The organism is Agromyces sp. NPDC058136 (assembly GCF_042884375.1).
GTDB lineage: Bacteria > Actinomycetota > Actinomycetes > Actinomycetales > Microbacteriaceae > Agromyces.
In genome coordinates this window covers 424,532-445,849 of the sequence record NZ_JBHVUA010000001.1, presented here as the reverse complement: position 1 = coordinate 445,849, position 21,318 = coordinate 424,532, and the positions used below count along the sequence as shown (strand labels likewise).

Below are 21,318 nucleotides of genomic sequence, written 5' to 3'. Positions count from 1 at the left end.
GGGCCGAATGGCCCCAGAGCACCGTGAACCCGACCTACGCTGGAAGGGACATGGCGCACGATCACTCACACGACCACGCGGCGACCGCGAACCGCACCCGACTCTGGGTCGCGATCGCGATCATCGGTGCGTTCGTCATCGTGCAGGTGGTCGGCGGGCTCCTGAGCGGGTCGCTCGCGCTGCTCGCCGATGCCGGGCACATGGCGAGCGATCTCATCGGCCTCGTGGTCGCGCTCGTCGCCGCGTTCGTCGCGGCCCGGCCGGCGACCGACCGGCAGACCTACGGGTTCCGCCGGGCGGAGGTGTTCGGGGCGCTCATCAACGGCGTGATCCTCATCGTCGTGGCCGTGAGCGTGACGATCGGAGCGATCGGCCGGCTCATCAGCGGCGCCGAGGGCGAGGCGCACGAGGTGCAGGGCGGCATGATGCTCGTCATCGCCCTCGTGGGGCTCGCAGCGAACATCGCCGCGATGCTCGTGCTGCGCGGCGGTGCGAAGGACTCGATCAACCTGCGCGGCGCCTACCTCGAGGTGCTCGGCGACACGATCGGTTCGGCACTCGTCATCGTCGCCGCGATCGTGATCATCTTCACCGGGTGGAGCGCCGCCGACCCCATCGCCTCGCTCGGCATCGCGGTGCTCATCGTGCCGCGCGCGCTGTCGCTGCTGCGTGACGTCGTCAGGGTGCTCAGCGAGGGCGCGCCCGCCGAGACGGATGTCGCGGAGATCCGCGAGCACATCCTGCGCACCCCCGGAGTGGTCGCCGTGCACGACGTGCACGTGTGGCAGATCACCTCGGGTCAGCCGGTGTTCACCGCGCACGTCGAGGTCGAGCCCGAGGTCTTCGAGACGGGCCGCACGGGCGCGCTGCTCGACGAGCTCGGCGGATGCCTCAGCGAGCACTTCGACGTCGCGCACTCGACCTTCCAGCTCGAGCCCGGCGGCCGCGCCGAACAGGAGCAGGGCTCGCACTGCTAGGACGTGTCCCGATGGAATGCGGACCGTGTCGGCCCGATGTTCCGTCGGAGACACCGCCTCTCGGCCACCCGCCGATGGATCCATCCACTCGTTCCCGTTGGTGATTGACTGGGTCGGTGCCCGACATCCCTCCCTCTCTGGACCTCGCCGGAACCTCGTTCACTCGCATCGACTCGCCCGATTCGATCGCCTGCTGGACGGCGAGCGTCGATTCCGCAGACGGCCCTCGAGCGGTGAGCATCGTCATCGACCCGGCTGCCCCGCCCGGGGAGAGCGTGTTGCAGCTCGCCGCGGTCGTGGCGGACCGATTCGACGAGTTCACCGAGGTCGCCGCCGGGTATCTGCAGCAGCGCCTCGATGAACCGCAGTTCGGGCTGAGCGAAGCCGAACTCCTGGGTCTGCAGGGAGCTGAACCGCCCTTCGGTGAACCCGAGGCGGTGATCTGGGCCGATGGGAGCTGGATGCTCCGATTCGCGGAGTCGCGGCTCGAGATGGCGGACCCGTACGGAATCGGGGTGCTCTTCGAGGGGACGACTCCGAGCGGTGTCGAGGACCTGTCCGACGTCGACGAGGTCTAGCTCCGGCTGTCGGAGTCGGTGGAGCGCCGGCGCCCGAGACGAAGAATGCCCCGGGGCCGCACGCGGCGGCCCCGGGGCATCCTGAATCGTGAACGTCAGTTCTGGTCGTCGTGCTTGGGGCCGCGCTCGAACACCTCGGCGTCGAGCACGAGCTGCTCGGCCTCGGCCTCGTCGGTGATGACGTCTTCGCCCGCGGCGGCGGCCTTCTTCGCCTTGTGGCGCTCGCTGAGGTAGTGCCACAGCGTGACGAGCGCCGTGCCGCCGACGGCGGCGAGCAGGATGAGGTCGATGTACTCCTTCACGAGGTCGGCGATGAACGGGATGAACCCGATCGCATAGCCGAACATCGTGAGACCGAAGCCCCAGAGCACCGCGCCGATGAAGTTGTAGAGGGTGTACTTGCCCTTGTGCATGTGGCCCACGCCTGCGGCGACGGGGGCGAAGGTGCGCACGATCGGTACGAAGCGGGCGAGGATGATCGTGAGGCCGCCGAAACGATCGAAGAAGGCGTTGGTGCGTTCGACGTTCTTGACGCTGAACAGCCCCGACTCTTTTCGCTCGAAGATCGCAGGGCCCGCCTTGTGGCCGATGTAGTACCCGGCTTCACCGCCGAGGAAGGCCGCGAGGCCGATGAGCAGCGCCACCCACCACACCGAGATGCCGAAGACGCCGTCGGGCGATCCGGGCAGCGGGTGCGAGAGCAGGCCCGAGATGACGAGCAGCGTGTCGCCCGGCAGCAGGAAGCCGACGAGCAGGCCCGTCTCGGCGAACACGATGCCGCACACGACGAGCAGCGCCCATGGGCCGGCCCCGGCGATGATCGTCTCGGGGTCGAGCCAGGGGATGAGCGCGGTATGGACCATGTGCGGTGGCTCCAGTCGTCGGACCGAGCCGCGTCGTCGGACGCAGCGCGATCGGGAGGCGGCGGGGTGTCGTTGCAGTCTACCCAGCGGCTTCGCGGCGCGGCATCCGTCTGCAGGATGACGAAGCCCTCACCCCGTGGGGTGAGGGCTTCGCTCGACGTGACGACCGATCAGGCCGCGAGCGCGTCGAAGATCGCGCCGTTCAGGCGGAACGAGTTGCGCACCTCGGAGATGAGCGCGTCGACCTGCTCGGGCTCGAGCGCGAGCGCGTTCATCGCCTCGCGGTAGCCGCGCTTGTAGCGCACGACGCCCTCTTCTGCGGCGATGTCGAAGTGGTAGAACGCGAGCTGCTCGGGCGTCGCGCCGTAGTGGCGCGCGACGAGGCGGGCGATCGCCTGGCCGCCCGAGAGGTCGCCGAGGTAGCGGGTGTAGTGGTGCGCGAGGTAGCGCACGTCGTCGTCGGCGAGGCTGCGCAGGTGCGCCGCGTACTCGGCGGTGGCGGGCAGTGCCGGGTGCGTCTCGCGCCAGTCGGCGGCGCCGAGCGCCGCGAGGTCGGACTCGATGGCCGCGAGGCGGGCGAGCTCGGGGTCGAAGACGATCGGGTCGCCCTCGCGGATGCCACGTGCCTCGAGCGCCTCGTAGACCCACGCGAACTGCGCGAGGTAGCGGGTGTAGTCGTCGAGCGAGAGCTTGCCGCCCATGAGCTCGGTGATGAAGCCGCGCGACTCGGTGGCCTTGTGGTCGTCGGCCGAGGCCGCGCGCACGAGGGCGGCGACGTCGAGGGGCTCGTCGTTCGATGCGGTGCTCGACGAGGTGCTGGTCGCGGCGGCGACAGGGGAGACGGTCGACATGTCGGCCCTTCGGGTGGTGACGGCAGGGAAACTTAGGCTTACCTTACCGTGCGTGGCTCGGCTTTGCATCACGGGATCGTCCGCAGCGCCGATGTCGGACGCGCGGCGTAACCTCGCCGCATGCGCTACGGATTCATCTACCCGGGCAGCGACCCCGTCGTCGCGGTCGAGCTGGCCGAACTCGCCGAGCGGCACGGCTGGCACGGCTTCTTCGTGTGGGAGGGCGTCTGGGCGACCGACCCGTGGTCGGTGCTCGCCGCGGCGGCGATGCGGACCTCGCAGATCAGGCTCGGCACGATGCTCACCCCGGTTCCGCGCCGCCGCCCGTGGGAGCTCGCCGGCCAGACGATGACGGTCGACCGGCTCTCGGGCGGGCGAGTGGTGCTCTCGGCCGGGCTCGGCGTGCCCGAAGACGTCGAAGACCGCTTCTGGATCTTCGAGCACGACCCCGGTCGGCGGGTCCGTGCCGAGATGCTCGACGAATCGCTCGAACTGCTGCCGCAGCTCTGGCGCGGCGAACCGTTCGAACACGAGGGCGAGCACTACACGGTGCGGCGCACCGAGACGATGCTGCCGCCGGCGCCCGTGCAGTCGCGCATCCCGATCTGGGCGGTCGGGGTCTGGCCGCGGCCGAAGTCGATGCGTCGCGTCGCGCGGCTCGACGGCTGGCTGCCGAACTTCGCCCCGCCCGGCGGGGGAGCGGTCGACCCCGACGCGCAGCGCGAGTTCTTCAGGCCCGAGATCGGCGCCGAGGCGATGGCGTGGCTCCATGCCGAGCGCGAGCGGGTCGGCGTCGCCGACCAGCCGTTCGACTGGGTGCAGGAGGGCACGACGGCGGGAGTCGACCCGGTCGCCGACGCCGCAGTGGTGCGTCCGTGGGCCGAAGCCGGTGCGACGTGGTGGCTCGACACCGACTGGTCGGTGCCCGGCGAGCGCGTCGAGCAGTACGCGCGCGAACGGGTGGCGGCGGGGCCGCCGCGCATCGACTGAGATCGGCTGCGGTCGGCCGATATCGCGGGTTCCGACTCAGGGTCTCGGGCTCGCGCGGTGCTCGAGCGCTTCGATGACGGTCTCGGCGACGTCGATGTCGTAGAGCCGCTCAACGCTCTGGAACCCGCCCGGGCTCTCCGCGTTGATCTCCACCACCTGGCTGCCGATCACGTCGATGCCCACGAGGAACATGCCGTCGGCGACGAGCTTGTCGCCCATCGCCTCGACGATGCCGAGCTCGGCCTCGCCGACCTCGAGGGGCACCGACCGGCCGCCGGTGCTGATGTTGGCGCGCGGGTCGTTGCCGGTCGGCACGCGTCGGAAGGCGGCCGGCCTGCCGTCGCGCTCGAGGATGCGGCCGTCCATGAGGAAGATCCGGGCATCGCCGTCCTTGGCTCCGTCGATGAACTCCTGGATGATGGCGTAGCCGTCCTGCAGCACCGCCTCCGTCATCTGCGCGAGGTTGGTCTCTCCGGGGCCGTCGATCATGAAGACGTTGCGGCCCTTGGCCCCGTACAGCGGTTTGACGACGCAGTGCCCGACCTCGTCGACGAACCGTTCGATCGCCTCCGGATCTCGCGTCACGAGCGACCGTGGGCGGATCTGCTCGGGGAACTCCTCCAGGTAGAGCTTGCTGGTCGCCCGATGGAGGGTGTCCGGATCGTTGACCACCGTCACACCGCGGGCCGCGAGCATCTGTCCGAACACCACGCCCATCGGGCTGGCCCATGGGCGCTCCTGCAGGTCGTCGATCGACTCGTTGCGCAGGACGAGCGCATCCAGCTCGTCCAAGACGATCCGCTCGATGTCGCGCGCCTTGATCCGCTCCATGAAGCTCGCGAGGGTGTCATCGCGCCTCCACTTCGCGGCGCGAGCCGTGGCCCCGAACAGCCCGTCGTTGCTGCCGTGCTCGACGTCCCCGACGCCGACGTACCAGGTCTCGTGACCGACCCTCGCCGCGGCCCTCGCGAGTCGAGTGGTCGTGTACTCGTCGATCTCGGTGTCGACGTCGTTGACGAGGAATGCGAGCTTCATGCTGCGACGTCTCCTTCGTAGAGGTCGGTGACCGTCGCGCCCGCGCGCAACCGCTCCAGGCGTTCGTGCGCGCCGGGCACGTCCAGCCAGCGCGGCCGGATCCACGGCGGGTGGAGCACCTCGCGGTCGAGCAGGTCCTGCACGAGGGAGATGTGGTCCAACGCGAGCTTGCCGACGAGCAGGACCTCGAGGCGGCGGCCCTCGGCGAGTGCCTCGAGGATGCGCGTGATCCCGCGGAGGTAGATCGCGTCCTTCACCGAACCGCCGCCGACGACGACCCGGATGGCGATGGACCATGCCGTCCGTGCCGGGATGCGGTGGTCGGTCCTCAGCGATTCGAAGATGTCGAGGAATCCGGCACCGTCGAGCATCTTGCCGACCGCGACGACTCGTGCCGCGAGCACGCGCAGCCGCCGCGGGTCCAATCCGCCGGTCAGGTACTCGGCGAGCACGGCGAGGCCCTCCTGGGTCTCGTCGTAGCCGGGCAGGCCGATGGTCAGCAGCGTCAACGGCTGCCGGGCGCCGTTCTGATAGGTGACCACGTGGGTGCCGACCTCGTGGTGCAGCAACGGCTCGACCCGGTCGGCTCGGAAGGCGGCGGACTCGGGGATGAGCAGGCGGCCGAACGACACCATCAGCTCGGAGATGTCGTCGCGGACCTCGACGCGGACCGGGAACTCCGGGTACGCGGCGCGGTAGCGCCCGAACTCCGCGCGGGCTGCGTCGGCGAACGCCCCGGCGGTGACGGTCTGGGTGCTGGGCGCCTGCGGGGGAATGGTCTCGAGCAGTTCCTCCGCCGCCGCGGCCAGCGGAGGGTTCACCGTTCCGTAGAGCTGGAGCGATCCGTACAGGAACCGCGACGTGTCGCGGTCCTCGAGTGCGGTGATCTGGCGGGCGATCTCGTCCCGCTTCGCCCTGAAGAGCGTGTGCAGCGCCGGGTCGTCCACGTTCTCGACCTCGAGGTCGTAGAGCTCGCGTTGCGTCAGGTCGGGGTCGAAGTCCAGCGGACGCAGCCGCAGCGTCGGAGCCGTGCCGAAGTCGCTCCGTTCGAAGTCAGTCCACGCCTCTGCCGCGTTGACCGGCGTGACGTTGACGAGCAGGTCGACGCGGCGCTCGATCTCGGTGAGCCTGGCGTCGATGTCGAGCGTGGGCGCCAGCTGCTCGGTAGCTGAGGACATCTCATCAACATACCCACGCGTGTGCGGGCCGGCCCACCCCTTGACTCAGGCCCCGGCTTCGTGTGGGGATCTCGTCCAGAGGGCCGAGGACGGGCCTCGACGTCCTCGGGTCTCCGGGGAGGTCGAGGCCCCTGCTGCGTCGTCGTGCGGAAGGAGGGACTTGAACCCTCACGCCCGAAGGCACAGGAACCTAAATCCTGCGTGTCTGCCGATTTCACCACTCCCGCGAGTGCCCGAACAGTCTATGCGCGCGGCGCCGCGCGCCGTGGCCGGAGCAGCAGGAGCACCACGACGAGCGACGCCGTGCCGACGAGGGCGATCGGCAGATCGAGGAACCACTGCATCACGAGGAAGGGCGGCACGATCGCGAGTACGGCGGCGGATGCCGTCGCCACCGGCGATGGCGCACGGAACCCTGCGGGGATCGCGGTCGGCAGGCGCTCGAAGCGCACGAGGAGCGGCGCGATCGCGAAGACGATGCCGAGCACGACGATGAGCGCGAGGGGCCTGCTCACCCACCATCCGGCGCTGCCGGGTTCGGGTGCCGCGCCGGGGATGAGGAGCGAGAGGCCCTCGACGATGATGATCACGGGCAGGTGCCAGAGGTAGACCGTCATCGCGCGGCTGCCGACGAGATGAACGACCGCCTGCGCCGGGCGGCGACGCATGAGCGCGCTGAGCGGGCGGTGGAGGGCGCTCATCAGGCTGATCTGCGCGATGCCGAGCAACATGAGCGGCACGGTCGGCGGGTTGAGGTTCACGAGCATGTCGGGGGAGTACCAGCCCATCGCGACGAGCGGCCAGATCACGAGGTACGCCACGGCGGCGAGTCCGACCAGCGTGACCGGGCGCCGACGCCGGAACCATCCGTCGGAGTACCAGAACCCGAGCTGCTGCACGAAGAGCCAGATGAAGAAGAGGTTCGCGAGGCCGATCTCGGCGATGCCCGTCGCGATGCGCACGACGTCGACGACGACGGCCCCGACGGCGAGCACCGCGAGCGTCATGCGCGGGGCCTGCTCGTGCAGCCGTGACATCCACGGCACCGCGCACTGCGCGATGAGGAACGCCGCGAGGAACCAGAGCGGCGACCCCGCGCCCGTCGCGATCGTGTCGAGGAGCGCCGGGTCGACGCCGATCAGCGTCGCGACGCAGAGCACGACCGAGAAGAAGACGAAGAGCGGCAGCGCGGGCCCGGCGAGGCGCAGCACCCGTCCGCGCACGAACGCGGTCGCGTCGCCGCCCCGCCTGGCGAGGCTGCGCCACGCGGCGAGGGCGGTGAACCCGCCGACGGCGAAGAAGAGCGGCATGATCTGCCCGAACCAGGTCGCCGCGGCGAACCACGGCTGCGCCTCGAGGGGGCGTGAGACGACGAGCGATCCGTCGGGCGCGTAGCCGACACCGATCATGAGCAGGTGGATGACGACGACGAGCAGGATGCACGCGACCCTCGCGAGGTCGACGACGAGGTCGCGTGAGGCGAGGGCGGCGGCAAGCCCGGGCTCGACCGCGGCAGCGGGTGCGGTCGTGGGTGCTGGTTCGGGCGCCGAGGGCGTCGATCGCGGCTCTGCGGTCATGGTTCTCCGGGTACGAGCGGTTCGGGTGTGCCGAGCCTAGCAACGCGCACGGCGCCCCTCCACGGTTCTGCGGAGGGGCGCCGTGCGCGTGTCGCGTCGCTCAGTTCGTGGAGCGCGACGACTCGTGGCCGAAGAGCATGCGGGCGAGCACGAGCATCATGGCGATGAAGGCGCCGACGACCGGCAGCGGCGCCCACCACCAGCCCACGGTGAAGCCGAGCACCGGCACGAGTGCGAAGGCGGTGAGCCAGATCACGGCCGAGTAGATGCCGAAGCGGGCGGCGGCGGCCGGGTCCTCCTCGAATCGGTTGCCCGCCCGGGCGGCGTCGCGGTGCATGGCGACCACCCAGGGCTTGTGCCGGTTGGTCTGGGTGGCGCCGAGCGCGCTGAGCACGGCGATCGCGACGATCACGAGCACCGCGGCGAGCACGAGCCACACGAGGTCGAGCCGCACCGCGACGACGGCGGCGAAGCCGAGGCCCGCGAGGAGCAGGCCCGTGGCGGTGCCGAAGAGCACGGCCCGGCCGACCGGCAGCGGGAAGTTCGTCGTCGTCTCCTGGTGGAGCGCGTCGCCCGTGATCACCCCGATCGCGAGGCCGAGCACCGCGGCGATCGCGATGAGCGCCCCGGTGGCGAGCGGCAGCACGGGCGTGAGCCCGAGCACGAGGGCGACGAGGGCGGCGGCTGCCACGATCGCGAGCACCACGGTGCGCACCACGAAGGCGGGCTTCGGTCGCACCCGGTTGCGTTCGGCGAGTTCGGCGGCGGATGCCACGGGCCGGGTGCTGCGCGGCGCAGGGGCATGCTCCGTGGCATCCGTGTCGCCCGTCGCCGCGGCGACGAGCTCGCGCACGTCGCCGAGCTCGTCGACGGCGCGGCGGGCCGCCTCGGCGGGGGAGGCGCCGGCGACTTCGAGCTCGGCGACCCGCGAGAGCAGGTTGTCTCGGATCTCCTCTTTCAGGTCTTGCGCCTCGGGGGTGGGGTCGATGCCCGCGAAGGCCTCATCGAGGAGGCGGTGCACCTCGGTCGAGGTGCGGGGGCTGCGGTTGTCGCTCATCGCAGGGAGCCTTTCGTGTTCGCCGGCGCCGGTTGGCTGCCGAGCAGGGAGTCGATGATGGTGCGGGTCGCGACCCAGCTCGCCACGTTCTGGCGGAAGGCGGCGCGGCCCGCGTCGGTGATGCGGTAGTACTTGCGGCGGCCGCCCTGCGACTCGTCGCCCCAGTAGGCCTCGGCGAGGCCGTCGCGCACGAGCCGGCGGTAGCTGGCGTAGAGGGTGGCCTCTTTGATCTCGTAGCCCCCGCCCGTCGCGTCGCGGATGTGCTTGTAGATCTCGAAGCCGTAGCTGTCGTGCTCGCGCAGCACGCCGAGCACGATCGTGTCGGTGTGCCCGCGCAGCAGGTCGGCCGCGAAGGCGTCGCCGGATGCCGCTGAATCTTGGATCATGTTGAGTACTGTAACAGATCAAGTACCTAATGTGAACAATCGATCTGGTGCGTGCTGTGGATAACTTCGCGTCGAGACATCCGACCCGCTCCATGATGGGAGCCATGTCCGACGCCGTCCGCACCATCGCCGAGCGCGTGCGCACCCGAGTGCTGCGCGACGGCGTCGACCTCGCGGCCGACGGCGAGCTCGCCGCCCGCTATGCGCACGACGAGGTTCGCCGCTACAGCGAGCGGGCGCTCGGAGGTGCGCACGCCGGTCTCGGCGACGAGCACGGCACCGCCCGCGAGGTCGTCGCCTCGCTCACCGGGTACGGCCCACTGCAGCCGTTCTTCGACGACGAGGAGATCGAGGAGATCTGGATCAACGGGCCGACGCGCGTGTTCGTCGCCCGCGGCGGCGTCGCCGAACTGACGACCGTGGTGCTGAGCGACCGCGAGGTGCGCGAACTCGTCGAGCGCATGCTCGCGCACACCGGGCGCCGCGTCGATCTCAGCTCCCCGTTCGTCGACGCGTCCCTGCCCGACGGTTCGCGGCTGCACGTCGCCATCCCAGACGTCGCGCGCTCGCACTGGGCCGTGAACGTGCGCAAGTTCCAGCGGCGCATCCGTTCGCTCCACTCGCTCGTCGAGCTCGACTCGCTCACCGTGCAGGCGGCCGAGTTCCTCCGCATGTCGGTGCTCGCGGGCGCGAACATCCTCGTCTCGGGGGCGACGCACACCGGCAAGACGACGATGCTCAACGCGCTCATGTCGAGCGCTCGCGTCGGCGACCGCGTCGTCACGGTCGAGGAGACCTTCGAGCTCGACCTCGACGTGCGCGACCTCGTCGCGCTGCAGTGCCGCCAGCCGAATCTCGAGGGCAGCGGCGAGATCACCCTGCGACGCCTCATCAAAGAGGCCCTACGCATGCGGCCCGACCGGCTGATCGTCGGCGAGGTGCGCGAAGCCGAGAGCCTCGATCTGCTCATCGCGCTCAACTCGGGCCTGCCGGGCATGTGCACGATCCACGCGAACACAGGCCGCGACGCGCTTGTGAAGCTCTGCACCCTGCCACTGCTCGCGGGCCGCAACATCGACGCCTCCTTCGTCGTGCCGACGGTCGCGAGCTGCATCGACCTCGTCGTGCACCTCACCATCGATCGCGAGGGGCGGCGTCGCGTCGCCGAGATCCTCGCCCCGACCGGCGGATGCTCCGGGGCCGACGTCGAGGCCGACGTGATCTTCTCGCGCCGCGACGGAGAGCTCGTCGCGACCGGGCAGCGGCCGGCCCGCCTCGAGAAGTACCGCGACCGCGGATTCGATCCCGAGCATGTGCTCGGGGGTCCCCGATGAGTCTCGTGCTGGGCGCCGCCCTCGGGCTCGGCCTGCTGCTCGTCGCGGCGCCCTTTCTCTGGCCTCAGCGCGGCGAGTCGCGGCCCTCCTCGCCGGCGCTCGAGACGGTGCGCGGCGAGCTCGCACTCGCGGGCCTCGGGGGTGTGCCGATGCCCGTGGTCGTCGCGGTCTGCCTGATGCTGTCCGCCGTGGGCGGAGCCATCGTGCACGCGGTCTTCGCCATCCCCTTCCTCACCGCGATCGGCGCCGTGCTCGGGGCGTTGCTCGTCCCGTTCGTCGTGCGTGGTCGGGCCGCGCGGCGCCGCGCGGCGAATCGTGCGGTCTGGCCCGACGTCGTCGACCACCTCGTCGCCTCGGTGCGGGCCGGCATGTCGCTGCCCGAGAGCGTCGGCGCGCTCGCCGAGCTCGGCCCGGCTCCGACCCGCGCCGCCTTCGCCGCGTTCGAACGCGAGTACCGGCGCACCGGCAATTTCTCCGCCTGCCTCGACACGCTGAAGGCCGAGCTCGCCGATCCGGTCGCCGACCGCATCATCGAAACGCTGCGCATGGCGCGCGAGGTCGGCGGCAGCGACGTGACGGCGGTGCTGCGCGGTCTGTCGGGGTATCTGCGCGAAGACGCGGCGCTCCGTGCCGAGATCGTCGCCCGGCAATCGTGGATCCGCAACGCCGCCCGTCTCGGCGTCGCCGCGCCGTGGCTGCTGCTCGTCGTGCTCGCCTCCCGGCACGAGGCGATCGTCGCCTACGACTCGCCGGCCGGTGCCGCGCTCGTCCTCGTCGGCCTGGGAGTCACCCTCATCGCCTACCGCAGCATGATCGCGCTCGGTCGACTGCCCGAGGAGCGCCGATGGTTCAACTGAATGCAACCGCACTGAGCCTCGTCTTCGGCGTGCTCGCCGGGCTCGGGCTGTGGCTGATGCTCTCGGCGGTCCCGCGCATCGGGCGACCGAAGCTCGACGAACGCGTCGCGCCGTACGTCGCCGACCTCTTGGCCGAGGCGCGCGCGATCCTCGCACGGCGGCCCGCCGACCCGAGCCCGGTGCTCGGTGCGATCGTCGCACCCGCATTGCACTGGTTGCGCGGGGTCATGGCGGCGTGGCTCGGCGGCAACGAGATCGTTGCGAAGCGCTTGAGGCAGGCGGGGTCGGCCAAGAGCGTCGAACGGTTCAGGGGCGAACAGTTGGCCTGGGCGGCGGTCGGCTTCGCGCTCGGGGCCGCGCTCGCGATCGCCGCCCCGGGGGCGGTCGGCCTGCCGACCGTCGTCCGGCTGGCCGCTCCGTTCATCGCGGCCGCGCTCGGCGCCGTCGCCTGCGACTGGATGCTGCAGCGCGCAGCGCGACGTCGTCTCGCGCGCATCTCCTCGGAGCTCGCAACGGTGCTCGAGTTCCTCACGCTCAGCCTGACGGCGGGTGAGGGCATGCTCGACGCGCTCCGCCGCGTCGGCGCGGCCGGCAACGGCGAACTGCCGCGCGAGTTCGCGGCCGTCGTCGCGACCGTCGGCACCGGCGTGCCGCTCGCGACGGCCCTCGCCGAACTCCGCGACGGCGTCGACCACGCTGCGCTCTCGCGGGCGCTCGATCAGGTGCTCGGAGCGTTGGAACGCGGTGCCCCGCTCGCCGCGGTGCTGCGCTCCCAGGCGGGCGACGCGCGCGAGGCGGCGAAGCGCACGATCATCGAGCTCGCCGGTCGCAAGGAGATCACGATGCTCGTTCCCCTCATCTTCCTCATCCTCCCGGTGACGATCGCCTTCGCTCTCTTCCCCGGATATCTCGTGCTGCAGACGGGCTTCTGATGCCCGACGACGAAAGGAACCCCCATGCGACGACTCGACGAGGTACGGCGACGAGTGCAGCTGCGGCTGCGCGACGAGCGCGGCGACGTCCCGGGTTGGGTGCTCATCACCCTCATGACCGCCGGGCTGGTGATCGTCATCTGGGGTCTCGCCGGGCCCGCGCTGAGCGAGGTCTTCGACCAGGCCATCGATCGGGTGCTCGGGTTCTGAGGCGGCTGCTCGCCGATGAACAGGGCTCGGCGGTCGCCGAGTTCACCCTCGTCGGCATCCTGCTCACGGCGCTCGTGCTCGCGGTCGTGCAACTCGGGCTCGCACTCCACGTGCGCAACACCGTGCTCGACGCGGCCGCCGAGGGTGCGCGGTACGCCGCGCTCGCCGGGTCCGACGACGCCGACGGGGTGCAGCGCACCCGCGACCTCATCAGCACAGCGATCTCGGCCGAGTACGCCCGCGACGTGAGCGCTGCGCGCACGACCGTCGGCGGGGTTCCGGTCGTGGCGGTGACGGTGCGTGCCACGGTGCCGATCGTCGGGCTCCTCGGCGTCGACAAGGGTCTGGAGGTGACCGGTCATGCTGCGGTCGAACGACTCGACTGATCGCGACGGCGAGCGCGACCTCGACGGCGACCGCGACCTTGACACCGGCGAACGCGGCTCTGCGTCGCTCGAGTTCCTCACCGTGGGCATGCTGCTCCTCGTGCCGCTCGTCTACCTCGTGCTCGCGCTCTCGGGGTTGCAGGGCGGCACGCTCGCCGTCGAGGGCGCGGCGCGGCAGGCGGCGCGCGTCGCCGTGCAGGCGGGCGACCGTGCCTCTGCTGAGGCCGCCGTCCAACGCTCGGTGCAGGTCGCGCTCGCCGACTACGGCGTCGACGCGGGGGCGGCCTCGGTGACCCTCGACTGCCAGGCCGCCGACTGCGCGCAGCCGGGCAGCCGCATCCGCGTCTCGGTGCGGGCGAGCATCGCGCTGCCGCTCGTGCCCGACGTGCTCTCGCTCGATCGGGTCGGGAGCGTGCCGCTCGAGGCGAGTGCGACCCAGACCGTCTCGCGCTTCGCGGCGGTCGTGCCGTGACCGGGTGGCTCCTTGCCGGATGCCGGCGGCGTGTCGCGTCGTTGCGGCGGCGCCGGTCCGACGATGAGGGGTCGACCATGCTCCTCACGATCTTCTTCTGCGTGCTCGCCCTCGCGCTCATCCTCGTGGTCGCGTCGGCGACCTCGCTCTATCTCGAGCGCAAGCGCCTGTTCACGCTCGCCGACGGGGCCGCGCTCGCCGCGGCCGAGGCGTGGGGCCTCGACGAGGTGCGCGTCGACGGCGACGAGTTCACCTTCGAACTCGATGACGCCGAGGCCGCGCAGGCGGCGAACGACTACCTCGACGACGCCGTGCATCAGCTCGACGGGCTCGAACTCGTCGACGCCGAGGCACTCGACGGCCGCACTGCGACCGTGACCCTGCGAGCAGTGTGGAATGCGCCGATCGACACCGAGCTCATCCCCGTCGAGGTGCCGATCGAGGTCACGGTGACGGCACGATCGGTGTTCCACTGAGGCGAATCACGCGTGCCGACGCGATCGCGATGCCCCACCGGGAATGCGCGGGCCCCGCGACTGCTTGACTGAAGACATGACGATCGAGATCAACGACCACTTCGCCCGCATCCTCCACGCGCCCGTGTTCGCCTTCCTCGGCACCACCCGCCCGAACGGCGAGGTGCAGATCAACCCGATGTGGTTCGAGTTCGACGCCGACTCGCAGACCATCCGCTTCACGCACACGACGAAGCGTGCGAAGTTCCGCAACCTGCAGCAGAACCCGTCGATGACGCTCGCGATGACCGACCCCGAGAACGCGCACAAGTACGTCGAGGTGCGCGGCACCCTCAGCGAGGTCATCCCCGACCCCGACGGCGACTTCTACGTGCGGCTCGGCCAGCGCTACGGCGACCCCGAGACCGAGTCGCCCGACGACCGCGCCGACCGGGTCATCCTCGTCATGCAGCTCGAGAAGGTCAACGGGCGCTGATCGCAGCCCGGCGCCGGTGAACGCACCTCGATGCGCTCGCCGGCGCTAGGCTCGCGCACATGACCGAAGCCACGTGCGCGGTGCTCAGCGCGGTCTACCCGCTCGTGCTCATCACCGTGGTGCTCGAGCAGCGTTCGATCGACCTGAGCATCCGGCGCCGACGCTGGTTCCGAGCGGTCACGTTCACGATCGTGGCCGGCTCGCTCGTCGGGCTCGTGCTCAGCGTCATCGGCGTGCAATTCCACGGGCTCGGGCCCGTCGCTGGCGCAGCGAACTGGCTGGTCGGCCTCATCGCGGTCGGCGGACTCGGCTTCCTGCTGCTCAGCGTGCTTGCAACGCTCCAGGCCGAAGAGGACTCGGAAACCGACCCCGAAGGGCGGTGACCCGGCACCGCGTGCGGCGCACTGCCTCAGCGGCGCTTGCGCGGCACATACCGCGGCACCCAGCGCAGCAGCATCGCCGCGCCGATGAGGCCGACGACGCCCATCGTCGCGGCCGCCGCCATGATCGACACGAGCGAGGTCACGCCCGCGACGACGAGGGGCGCGACCGCCTGCCCGGCGTCGCCGATCGTGCGGTACGCCCCGAGGAACGGCGCCGGGTTCGCCTTCGGCGCGAGATCGGCGCCGAGCGTCAAGATGACGCCGCTCGACAGCCCGTTCGCGACCCCGAACAGCAGGGCGACGCCCGTGAACCAGGCGACGGCGGAGGGCACGTCGTGGGTGAACGCGAGCACGAGGTGCCCGACCGCGAGCCCGGTGATGCCGGGGATCGCGCTCCACAGCCGCCCGAACCGGTCCATCACCTGCCCGCTCACGTAGAACAGGGCGAAGTCGACGGCCGCCGAGACGCCGATCACGAGCGCCGCCTGCTCGGGCGGCACCCCGATCGACACCGCCCACAGCGGCAGGATCATCGTGCGGCTCGCGCGGATCGCGGCGAGCAGCCCGACCCCGGTGCCGATGCGCGCGAGCACCGCCCGGTGCACGACGATCGCACGGAACACGCCGTGCTCCGTGGCATCCGCCCGGGTGGTCGCCTCGCCGAGGGCGAGTGCGCCCTCGTTGCCCGACGACGCCGATGCCTCGCGCGCGAGCCGTGCCGCCCCGAACACCCGCTCGGGGTCGGGCAGGAGCACGAGCACGACGACGACGGCGAAGCAGCTCGCGACGAGCACCCAGAACACGGGCTCGGAGCTGCCGGCGAGGGCGATGATCGTGGCGGCGACGAACGGGCCGATCGCCCAGCCCGCGCGGAACACGCCCGCGAGGGTCGAGAGCGCGCGGGCGCGCACGCGCTCGGGCACGTAGCTCGTGAGGAAGGCGTGGCGGGCGAGCCCGAACACCGCCGTCGCGAGCCCGAGCAGGAACACCCCGATGCCGAGCGCCCAGTTCGTGGGGGACGCGAGGGCGACGAGCACCCCGGTCACCGCGAGCAGGGCGGCCCCGATCATCGCGTTCCGTTCGCCGATGCGGGCCACGAGCCAACCGGCGGGCAGGTCGCCCGCGAGCTCGCCGACCATGAGCATCGCCGCGATGAGGCCCGCGAGGGCGAGCGAGGCGCCGCGCTCGGTCGCGACCACGGGGATGACGGGGATGATCGCGCCCTCGCCGAGCGAGAACAGCAGCGTCGGGAGGTAGGCCGGGAGGATGATGCCGCGCCATGAGAACGGGGGCGCGGCGGTGGTCATCGTCTCGACGGTACACCCGGGGGTCTCGAGACGCGTGCTCCTTCGTCGCGCGCTCCTCGACCAGCGGGGTGTGCTCCTTCGTCGCGCGCTCCTCGACCAGCGAATGGGCTGCGGCGCGACTAGGCTGGGGGGCGCCATGCTCGAACTTGACCTTGCGCCCGAGATCTCCGCGCTCCGCGCCACCTTCAACGACATCCGCGCCGTCGTCGACGTCGAGGCCCTCGAGGCCGACATCGCCCGCCTCTCCGAGGAGGCCGGCGCCCCCGACCTGTGGGACGACACGGCCAACGCCCAGAAGGTGACGAGCGCGCTCAGCCACCGCCAGGCCGAGCTCAAGCGCATCACCGACGTCGAGCGCCGTCTCGACGACCTCGACGTGCTCATCGAGCTCGCCCTCGAGATGGAGGACGAGGACTCGGCCGCCGAGGCGCGCACCGAACTCGCCGCCCTGCAGAAGACGGTCGGCGACCTCGAGGTGCAGACCCTGCTCGACGGCGAGTACGACGAGCGCGGCGCGGTCGTCACGATCCGTTCGGGTGCCGGCGGCGACGACGCCACCGACTTCGCCGAGATGCTCATGCGCATGTACCTGCGCTGGGCCGAGCGCCACAACTACCCGGTGAAGGTGCTCGACACCTCCTACGCCGAGGGCGCCGGCATCAAGTCGGCGACGTTCGAGATCGACGCCCCCTACATCTACGGCACCCTCTCGGTCGAGGCCGGCACGCACCGCCTCGCCCGCATCAGCCCCTTCGGCGGCGCCGACAAGCGGCAGACGAGCTTCGCCGCGGTCGAGGTCATCCCGATCATGGAGGAGGCGAAGGAGGTCGAGATCCCCGAGAACGACATCCGCGTCGACGTCTTCCGCTCCTCGGGCCCCGGCGGCCAGTCGGTCAACACGACCGACTCGGCGGTGCGCATCACGCACATCCCGACCGGCATCGTCGTGTCGATGCAGAACGAGAAGTCGCAGATCCAGAACCGCGCGGCCGCCATGCGCGTCCTCCAGACCCGACTCCTGCTCGCGAAGCGCGAAGAGGAGGCGGCGCAGAAGAAGGAGCTCGCCGGCACCATCACGGCGAGCTGGGGCGACCAGATGCGCTCCTACTTCCTCTACGGGCAGCAGCTCGTGAAAGACCTCCGCACGGGTTACGAGGTCGGCAACCCGGCGATCGTGTTCGACGGCGACCTCGACGGCCTCATCGCCGCCGGCATCAAGTGGCGCAAGCGCAAGGACGACGACTGAGCGCAGCCGGCTGACCGGTCACAGCCGGTTCCCGGGTTCTGCTGCCACGCTCTGGGCCAGCGCTGCAGGGTGTCCGCCCGCAGGCGACGGTCGCGAAGGAGACCTCAGTGGACTTCACCCAGCCGGTGACGGAGTTCGTCAGCTTCAACGTCGGCCGCGTGCTCCGAGCCGCGCGCGAGCGACACGGCGAGGACCTCGCGGACGCCGACGAGGCCGAGCTCCGCAGTGCGCTCCGGGCGGCCGGGTACGACGACGCCGCGATCGACGACGCCATCGCCTCCACCCGCGAGCAGGCCTAGCGGCCAGCAGGTCACCGGCGACGCAAGGTCCGCTACCGCCGCGACCCCTCGCCCGGTTCCGTCGTCCGGATATCGGTGATGAGCTGCACGAGCTCGAGCGCAATGCGAAGCACCGTCGCGTCGACGAGTTCAAGATCTTCTGCCGCGGCAGGTACGGCCTGCCAGTCCTCGCCCAGTAAGTGGGACCTCGGCGCCCTCGAACTCGCCCGCAACGTGCACACGCACCCGACCCTGTCGGAGGCGCTGCAGGACGCGTTCCACAGCCTCGCGGGCATATGATCACCATGTAGTCCGGCATGGACGACGGCAGCCATAGACCTCGAGCACGCTGGTGTGCTGCGATAGGACGAATCGACCGATCAAGACAACAGGGGAAACATGAAGCTGAAGAACCAACTCACCACGGGCGTCCTGGCGCTTGCGCTGCTCGCCGGCGCGGGCATTGCCACTGCGGCTCCGGCGCAAGCGCTCAGCTACAAGTCTGTCACCGCGAGCACGCTGAGTGAATGCAAGTCAGCGCTCTGGAACACCATGCGTGAGTACTCGCGTGGCGGCGCGACGATCTCCAGCATCGCTGGCTGTACGAAAACGCCGACAGGGAAGTACCAGGGCTCGTTCGCGTTCGGCTACTACTGAGTTGTTCGCGCTGATGCAAACGGCCATCCCCGACCAGGGATGGCCGTTTGCATGCTGACTGCTTCAACCGAGCGGGCGATGTTGAACGACTCGGGACACTTCTGCCAGACCACGATGAGACCGGGCGGGCGTCGAGCGCAGCTCCGCACGCCGAACGAGCCGCGTAACGGCGAAACGGCCGGCAACCCGAGGGTTGCCGGCCGTTCGCCGTAGCGCGCTCCGGGCGGCCGGGTACGACGACGCCGCGATCGACGACGCCATCGCCTCCACCCGCGAGCAGGCCTAGCGGGCCAGGAGTCCCGGAGGGGCGCCCCGGTCAGCTCCGCTCGGCCTCGTCGGCCGCCGCGAGCGAAGCGGGCAGCCCGGCCAGCAGGGCGAGCAGTCCGATCTCGAATGAGCGGTCGGTCAGCCGGATGCCGCGTGCCGCGGCCCGCACGCTGCGTCGCGCCTCGGCGCGGCTGAACTCGGGCGCGACGCCCGCGGCCGAGCCCGGTGACATGATGTCGGCCGGTGCCAGCGCGTCGAGCGCCGAGCCGATGATGAACGACTCGAGCGCGACGATCGCGTCGATGACGCCGCTCGAGGGCCAGCCCTCGGCGAGCAGTCGCCGGGTGATCGACTCGTAGTTCAGCACCGAGCGCTCCTGGCCGTCGATCGCCGTCGTGGCGAGGAGGGCGATGCCGGCGGGGTGCGCGGCGAACGCGGTGCGGTACGAGTGCGCCCAGCGCAGCACGGCGTCGTCGAGCCGCGTCGCCGGGTCGTCGAAGCCGGTGACGTCGAGCATCTCGGCGACGCGGCCGCGCATCGCGCGCACGACATCGGCCTTGCCGCGGAAGTAGTGGTAGAGCGCCGGCGGGTGCACCGACAGCGAACGGGCGAGCGCCGCCATCGTGAACCCCTCTGGGCCCGCCGTCTTCGCGAGCGTGAACGCGGCGTCGACGATCTGCTCGGCGCTCAGCACGGGGGTGCGCGGGCGTCCGGCGGTGCGCTTCGCGGGGGTCGGGCTCACCTGGCTCCTTCGGTGGGTTGGTCGCGGCTCGGGGGTCGATTTTGCGGCGCGGCGCGCGCGGAGTAACGTGTGCCCGAATTTAATCACGTTAAATTGCGCAGCCGGCCAACGAGGGCGACGGCGCGGGAACGAGCATCATGCAGCGCAGCTTCGCCGACACCATTCTCGTGGGTGCCCGGGTGATCACCATGAATCCCCGGCAGCCCGTCGCGGAGGCGATCGCCATCCGCGCCGGACGCATCCTCGCGGTGGGCGACGCCGCCACCCTCGCCGAGTTCCGCGGTCCGCGCACCGTCGTCGAGGACCTCCACGGGGCATCCGTTACGCCCGGCCTCATCGACGCCCACATGCACCCCATCCAGGGCGTCGAGCTGGCCGTCGGCGTCGACTTCGGGGGAGTGCGCGACCCCGAGGTCTTCCTCGGGATGCTCCGCGCCGAGGCCGTTCGCGTGCAGGGCGCCGCCGCAGGCGGCTGGGTGCGCGGCTGGAACATCGACTACGACGTGTTCACCGCGCTGCCCATGACCGCCGCCGCGATCGACGACGCGACCGCGGGCGCGCCCGCGTTCCTCCTCTTCTTCGACGGCCACACCGCGCTCGCGAACACCGAGGCGCTGCGGCGCTCGGGCATCACGGGCGCCCGCACCTTCGGCGACACCTCAGAGATCGTCGTCGACGACGAGGGCCGCCCGACCGGGGCCCTCCGCGAGGACTCGGCCTTCGACATCGTGCTCCGCACCGCCCCCGAGTACACCCGCGAGGAGACGCTCGAGCGCGTGCGCGAGATCCTCGGCACGCTCACCGCCTCGGGCATCACGGGCGGCTGCATCATGGACGGCAACCCCGGAACGCTCGACCTCCTCGAGGAGCTCGACGGCGGGGCATCCGACGACCCCGAGGCGCCGGGCCTGCTGCCCGTGCGCATCGTCTCGGCGATGGCGCACAACCCCGGCTACGACGAGGAGCGCACCCAGCGCTACCTCGCCCAGCGCGACCGCCGCGGACGCCGCTGGCGCGGCGGGCTCGTGAAGCTCTTCAACGACGGCGTCATCGACACCGGCACCGGCTGGCTCTACGAGCCCGACACCCACGGCGAGGGCCTGCACTCGTTCTGGGCCGACCCCGACGAGTTCGAGCGCGTCGTCGCCCGCTACAGCGAGGCCGGATTCCAGATCGCGACGCACGCGATCGGCGACCGTGCCATCGGCACGACGATCGACGCCTACCTCAAGGCCGGCGTGCAGTCGGCGCAGGGCGCACCGCACCGCATCGAGCACCTCGAGCTGCTCGCCGACCGCGACCTCGCCCGACTCGCGCAGTCCGGCATCACCGCCTCGGTGCAACCGCTGCACATGCAGTGGCGCAAGGCCGACGGCTCCGACTTCTGGGCCGAGCGACTCGGCCCCGAACGCGCCGCGCTCGGCTGGCGCGTGCGCGACATGATCGACGCCGGCGCGCCCGTCGCGCTCGGCTCCGACTGGCCAGTGGCGCAGACTGACGCGCGCATCGGCCTCGCCTGGGCGCGGCTCCGCCGCGAACCCGGCAACCCGGATGCCCCGGTGTTCGAGCCCGACCAGGTGCTCACGCCGTACGAGGCCCTACAGGGCTACACCGTGTGGGCGGCGCTCGCCCAGGGCGACCGCGACCTCGGCGTCATCGCGCCGGGGTGCCGCGCCGACCTCGTCGTGTGGGCCGACAGCCCGCTCGCCGTCGGCGCGGACGAACTGCTCGACCTCCCCGTGCTGACGACGATCGTCGACGGGCGACCCCTGACCGCGGCATCCGCCGCCTGACCCCTTTTCGA

25 protein-coding genes and 1 tRNA gene are annotated in these 21,318 nt (G+C 71.1%); 16 read left to right on the top strand and 10 right to left on the bottom strand.

Annotated elements, in window-relative coordinates:
* Positions 1-50: 50 nt before the first annotated feature.
* Both ACFVTX_RS02070 and ACFVTX_RS02065 read left to right on the top strand, forming a co-directional pair.
* Positions 51-977, top strand: a complete 927-nt coding sequence (locus ACFVTX_RS02070) for a cation diffusion facilitator family transporter (RefSeq protein ID WP_386897605.1) — start codon at positions 51-53, stop codon at positions 975-977.
* Positions 978-1,210: 233 nt separating this feature from the next.
* On the top strand, positions 1,211-1,555 hold the full coding sequence (locus tag ACFVTX_RS02065) for a hypothetical protein (RefSeq protein ID WP_386897603.1): 345 nt from the start codon (positions 1,211-1,213) through the stop codon (positions 1,553-1,555).
* A gap of 95 nt (positions 1,556-1,650) precedes the next feature.
* Here the strand turns inward: ACFVTX_RS02065 and ACFVTX_RS02060 are convergent, their stop codons facing one another.
* Both ACFVTX_RS02060 and ACFVTX_RS02055 read right to left on the bottom strand, forming a co-directional pair.
* Positions 1,651-2,418: a DedA family protein gene (locus ACFVTX_RS02060; RefSeq protein WP_386897602.1), complete on the bottom strand. Its 768-nt coding sequence runs from the start codon at positions 2,416-2,418 to the stop codon at positions 1,651-1,653.
* Positions 2,419-2,588: 170 nt separating this feature from the next.
* Positions 2,589-3,269 carry a heme oxygenase (biliverdin-producing) gene (locus tag ACFVTX_RS02055; protein WP_386897600.1) on the bottom strand — a complete coding sequence of 227 codons (681 nt, stop codon included), beginning with the start codon at positions 3,267-3,269 and terminating at the stop codon, positions 2,589-2,591.
* A gap of 120 nt (positions 3,270-3,389) precedes the next feature.
* On the opposite strand from ACFVTX_RS02055, the gene ACFVTX_RS02050 reads away from it, so the two are divergent.
* The gene (locus tag ACFVTX_RS02050; protein WP_386897598.1) at positions 3,390-4,259 is read left to right on the top strand and encodes an LLM class flavin-dependent oxidoreductase; all 870 of its coding nucleotides are present in this window, start codon (positions 3,390-3,392) and stop codon (positions 4,257-4,259) included.
* A gap of 36 nt (positions 4,260-4,295) precedes the next feature.
* Here the strand turns inward: ACFVTX_RS02050 and ACFVTX_RS02045 are convergent, their stop codons facing one another.
* The 6 genes from ACFVTX_RS02045 to ACFVTX_RS02020 all read right to left on the bottom strand — a co-directional run bounded on the left by ACFVTX_RS02045 (position 4,296) and on the right by ACFVTX_RS02020 (position 9,492).
* On the bottom strand, positions 4,296-5,294 hold the full coding sequence (locus ACFVTX_RS02045) for a glutathione synthase (RefSeq protein ID WP_386897596.1): 999 nt from the start codon (positions 5,292-5,294) through the stop codon (positions 4,296-4,298).
* Entirely contained in the window at positions 5,291-6,472 is a 1,182-nt protein-coding gene (locus ACFVTX_RS02040) for a flavohemoglobin expression-modulating QEGLA motif protein (RefSeq protein ID WP_386897594.1), read from the bottom strand. Before ACFVTX_RS02040 ends, ACFVTX_RS02045 begins: the two co-directional genes overlap by 4 nt.
* A gap of 145 nt (positions 6,473-6,617) precedes the next feature.
* Positions 6,618-6,699: transfer RNA gene (locus tag ACFVTX_RS02035), tRNA-Leu, on the bottom strand.
* Positions 6,700-6,714: 15 nt separating this feature from the next.
* Positions 6,715-8,049 carry an acyltransferase gene (locus tag ACFVTX_RS02030; RefSeq protein ID WP_386897592.1) on the bottom strand — a complete coding sequence of 445 codons (1,335 nt, stop codon included), beginning with the start codon at positions 8,047-8,049 and terminating at the stop codon, positions 6,715-6,717.
* A 100-nt stretch (positions 8,050-8,149) separates the two neighbouring features.
* Positions 8,150-9,106 (bottom strand): permease prefix domain 1-containing protein, encoded by a 957-nt coding sequence (locus tag ACFVTX_RS02025; protein ID WP_386897590.1) that lies wholly within the window; start codon positions 9,104-9,106, stop codon positions 8,150-8,152.
* Positions 9,103-9,492 (bottom strand): PadR family transcriptional regulator, encoded by a 390-nt coding sequence (locus ACFVTX_RS02020; RefSeq protein ID WP_157424851.1) that lies wholly within the window; start codon positions 9,490-9,492, stop codon positions 9,103-9,105. Before ACFVTX_RS02020 ends, ACFVTX_RS02025 begins: the two co-directional genes overlap by 4 nt.
* A gap of 104 nt (positions 9,493-9,596) precedes the next feature.
* Here ACFVTX_RS02020 and ACFVTX_RS02015 point away from each other — a divergent pair, with 104 nt between their 5' ends.
* The 9 genes from ACFVTX_RS02015 to ACFVTX_RS01975 all read left to right on the top strand — a co-directional run bounded on the left by ACFVTX_RS02015 (position 9,597) and on the right by ACFVTX_RS01975 (position 15,017).
* Positions 9,597-10,826, top strand: a complete 1,230-nt coding sequence (locus ACFVTX_RS02015; protein ID WP_386897588.1) for a CpaF family protein — start codon at positions 9,597-9,599, stop codon at positions 10,824-10,826.
* Positions 10,823-11,683, top strand: a complete 861-nt coding sequence (locus ACFVTX_RS02010; protein ID WP_386897586.1) for a type II secretion system F family protein — start codon at positions 10,823-10,825, stop codon at positions 11,681-11,683. Before ACFVTX_RS02015 ends, ACFVTX_RS02010 begins: the two co-directional genes overlap by 4 nt.
* The gene (locus ACFVTX_RS02005; RefSeq protein WP_386897585.1) at positions 11,671-12,615 is read left to right on the top strand and encodes a type II secretion system F family protein; all 945 of its coding nucleotides are present in this window, start codon (positions 11,671-11,673) and stop codon (positions 12,613-12,615) included. Before ACFVTX_RS02010 ends, ACFVTX_RS02005 begins: the two co-directional genes overlap by 13 nt.
* A gap of 24 nt (positions 12,616-12,639) precedes the next feature.
* Complete coding sequence (locus tag ACFVTX_RS02000; protein WP_386897584.1) at positions 12,640-12,825, top strand: hypothetical protein; 186 nt, start codon at positions 12,640-12,642, stop codon at positions 12,823-12,825.
* Positions 12,822-13,211: a TadE/TadG family type IV pilus assembly protein gene (locus ACFVTX_RS01995; protein WP_386898726.1), complete on the top strand. Its 390-nt coding sequence runs from the start codon at positions 12,822-12,824 to the stop codon at positions 13,209-13,211. Before ACFVTX_RS02000 ends, ACFVTX_RS01995 begins: the two co-directional genes overlap by 4 nt.
* Positions 13,186-13,683: a hypothetical protein gene (locus ACFVTX_RS01990; RefSeq protein ID WP_386897583.1), complete on the top strand. Its 498-nt coding sequence runs from the start codon at positions 13,186-13,188 to the stop codon at positions 13,681-13,683. Before ACFVTX_RS01995 ends, ACFVTX_RS01990 begins: the two co-directional genes overlap by 26 nt.
* A 77-nt stretch (positions 13,684-13,760) precedes the next feature.
* Positions 13,761-14,159 carry a pilus assembly protein TadG-related protein gene (locus ACFVTX_RS01985; RefSeq protein ID WP_386897581.1) on the top strand — a complete coding sequence of 133 codons (399 nt, stop codon included), beginning with the start codon at positions 13,761-13,763 and terminating at the stop codon, positions 14,157-14,159.
* 76 nt (positions 14,160-14,235) lie between these two features.
* Positions 14,236-14,634 (top strand): PPOX class F420-dependent oxidoreductase, encoded by a 399-nt coding sequence (locus tag ACFVTX_RS01980; protein WP_386897580.1) that lies wholly within the window; start codon positions 14,236-14,238, stop codon positions 14,632-14,634.
* A 59-nt stretch (positions 14,635-14,693) separates the two neighbouring features.
* A complete protein-coding gene (locus ACFVTX_RS01975; RefSeq protein ID WP_386897579.1) occupies positions 14,694-15,017 on the top strand; it encodes a hypothetical protein in 324 nt (107 codons plus the stop codon).
* 26 nt (positions 15,018-15,043) lie between these two features.
* On the opposite strand, the gene ACFVTX_RS01970 is transcribed toward ACFVTX_RS01975, so the two are convergent.
* A complete protein-coding gene (locus ACFVTX_RS01970; RefSeq protein ID WP_386897577.1) occupies positions 15,044-16,324 on the bottom strand; it encodes an MFS transporter in 1,281 nt (426 codons plus the stop codon).
* A 136-nt stretch (positions 16,325-16,460) separates the two neighbouring features.
* Here ACFVTX_RS01970 and prfB point away from each other — a divergent pair, with 136 nt between their 5' ends.
* The 3 genes from prfB (at position 16,461) to ACFVTX_RS01955 (ending at position 18,505) form a co-directional block, all read left to right on the top strand.
* Positions 16,461-17,570 (top strand): peptide chain release factor 2, encoded by a 1,110-nt coding sequence (gene prfB / locus ACFVTX_RS01965; protein ID WP_386897575.1) that lies wholly within the window; start codon positions 16,461-16,463, stop codon positions 17,568-17,570.
* A 107-nt stretch (positions 17,571-17,677) separates the two neighbouring features.
* Entirely contained in the window at positions 17,678-17,869 is a 192-nt protein-coding gene (locus tag ACFVTX_RS01960) for a hypothetical protein (RefSeq protein ID WP_386897574.1), read from the top strand.
* A 378-nt stretch (positions 17,870-18,247) separates the two neighbouring features.
* Positions 18,248-18,505: a hypothetical protein gene (locus ACFVTX_RS01955; protein ID WP_386897572.1), complete on the top strand. Its 258-nt coding sequence runs from the start codon at positions 18,248-18,250 to the stop codon at positions 18,503-18,505.
* Positions 18,506-18,821: 316 nt separating this feature from the next.
* On the opposite strand, the gene ACFVTX_RS01950 is transcribed toward ACFVTX_RS01955, so the two are convergent.
* Positions 18,822-19,514 (bottom strand): TetR/AcrR family transcriptional regulator, encoded by a 693-nt coding sequence (locus tag ACFVTX_RS01950; protein ID WP_386897570.1) that lies wholly within the window; start codon positions 19,512-19,514, stop codon positions 18,822-18,824.
* 137 nt (positions 19,515-19,651) lie between these two features.
* Between ACFVTX_RS01950 and ACFVTX_RS01945 the strand changes: the two genes are divergently transcribed.
* Complete coding sequence (locus ACFVTX_RS01945; protein WP_386897568.1) at positions 19,652-21,307, top strand: amidohydrolase; 1,656 nt, start codon at positions 19,652-19,654, stop codon at positions 21,305-21,307.
* Positions 21,308-21,318 lie beyond the last annotated feature (11 nt).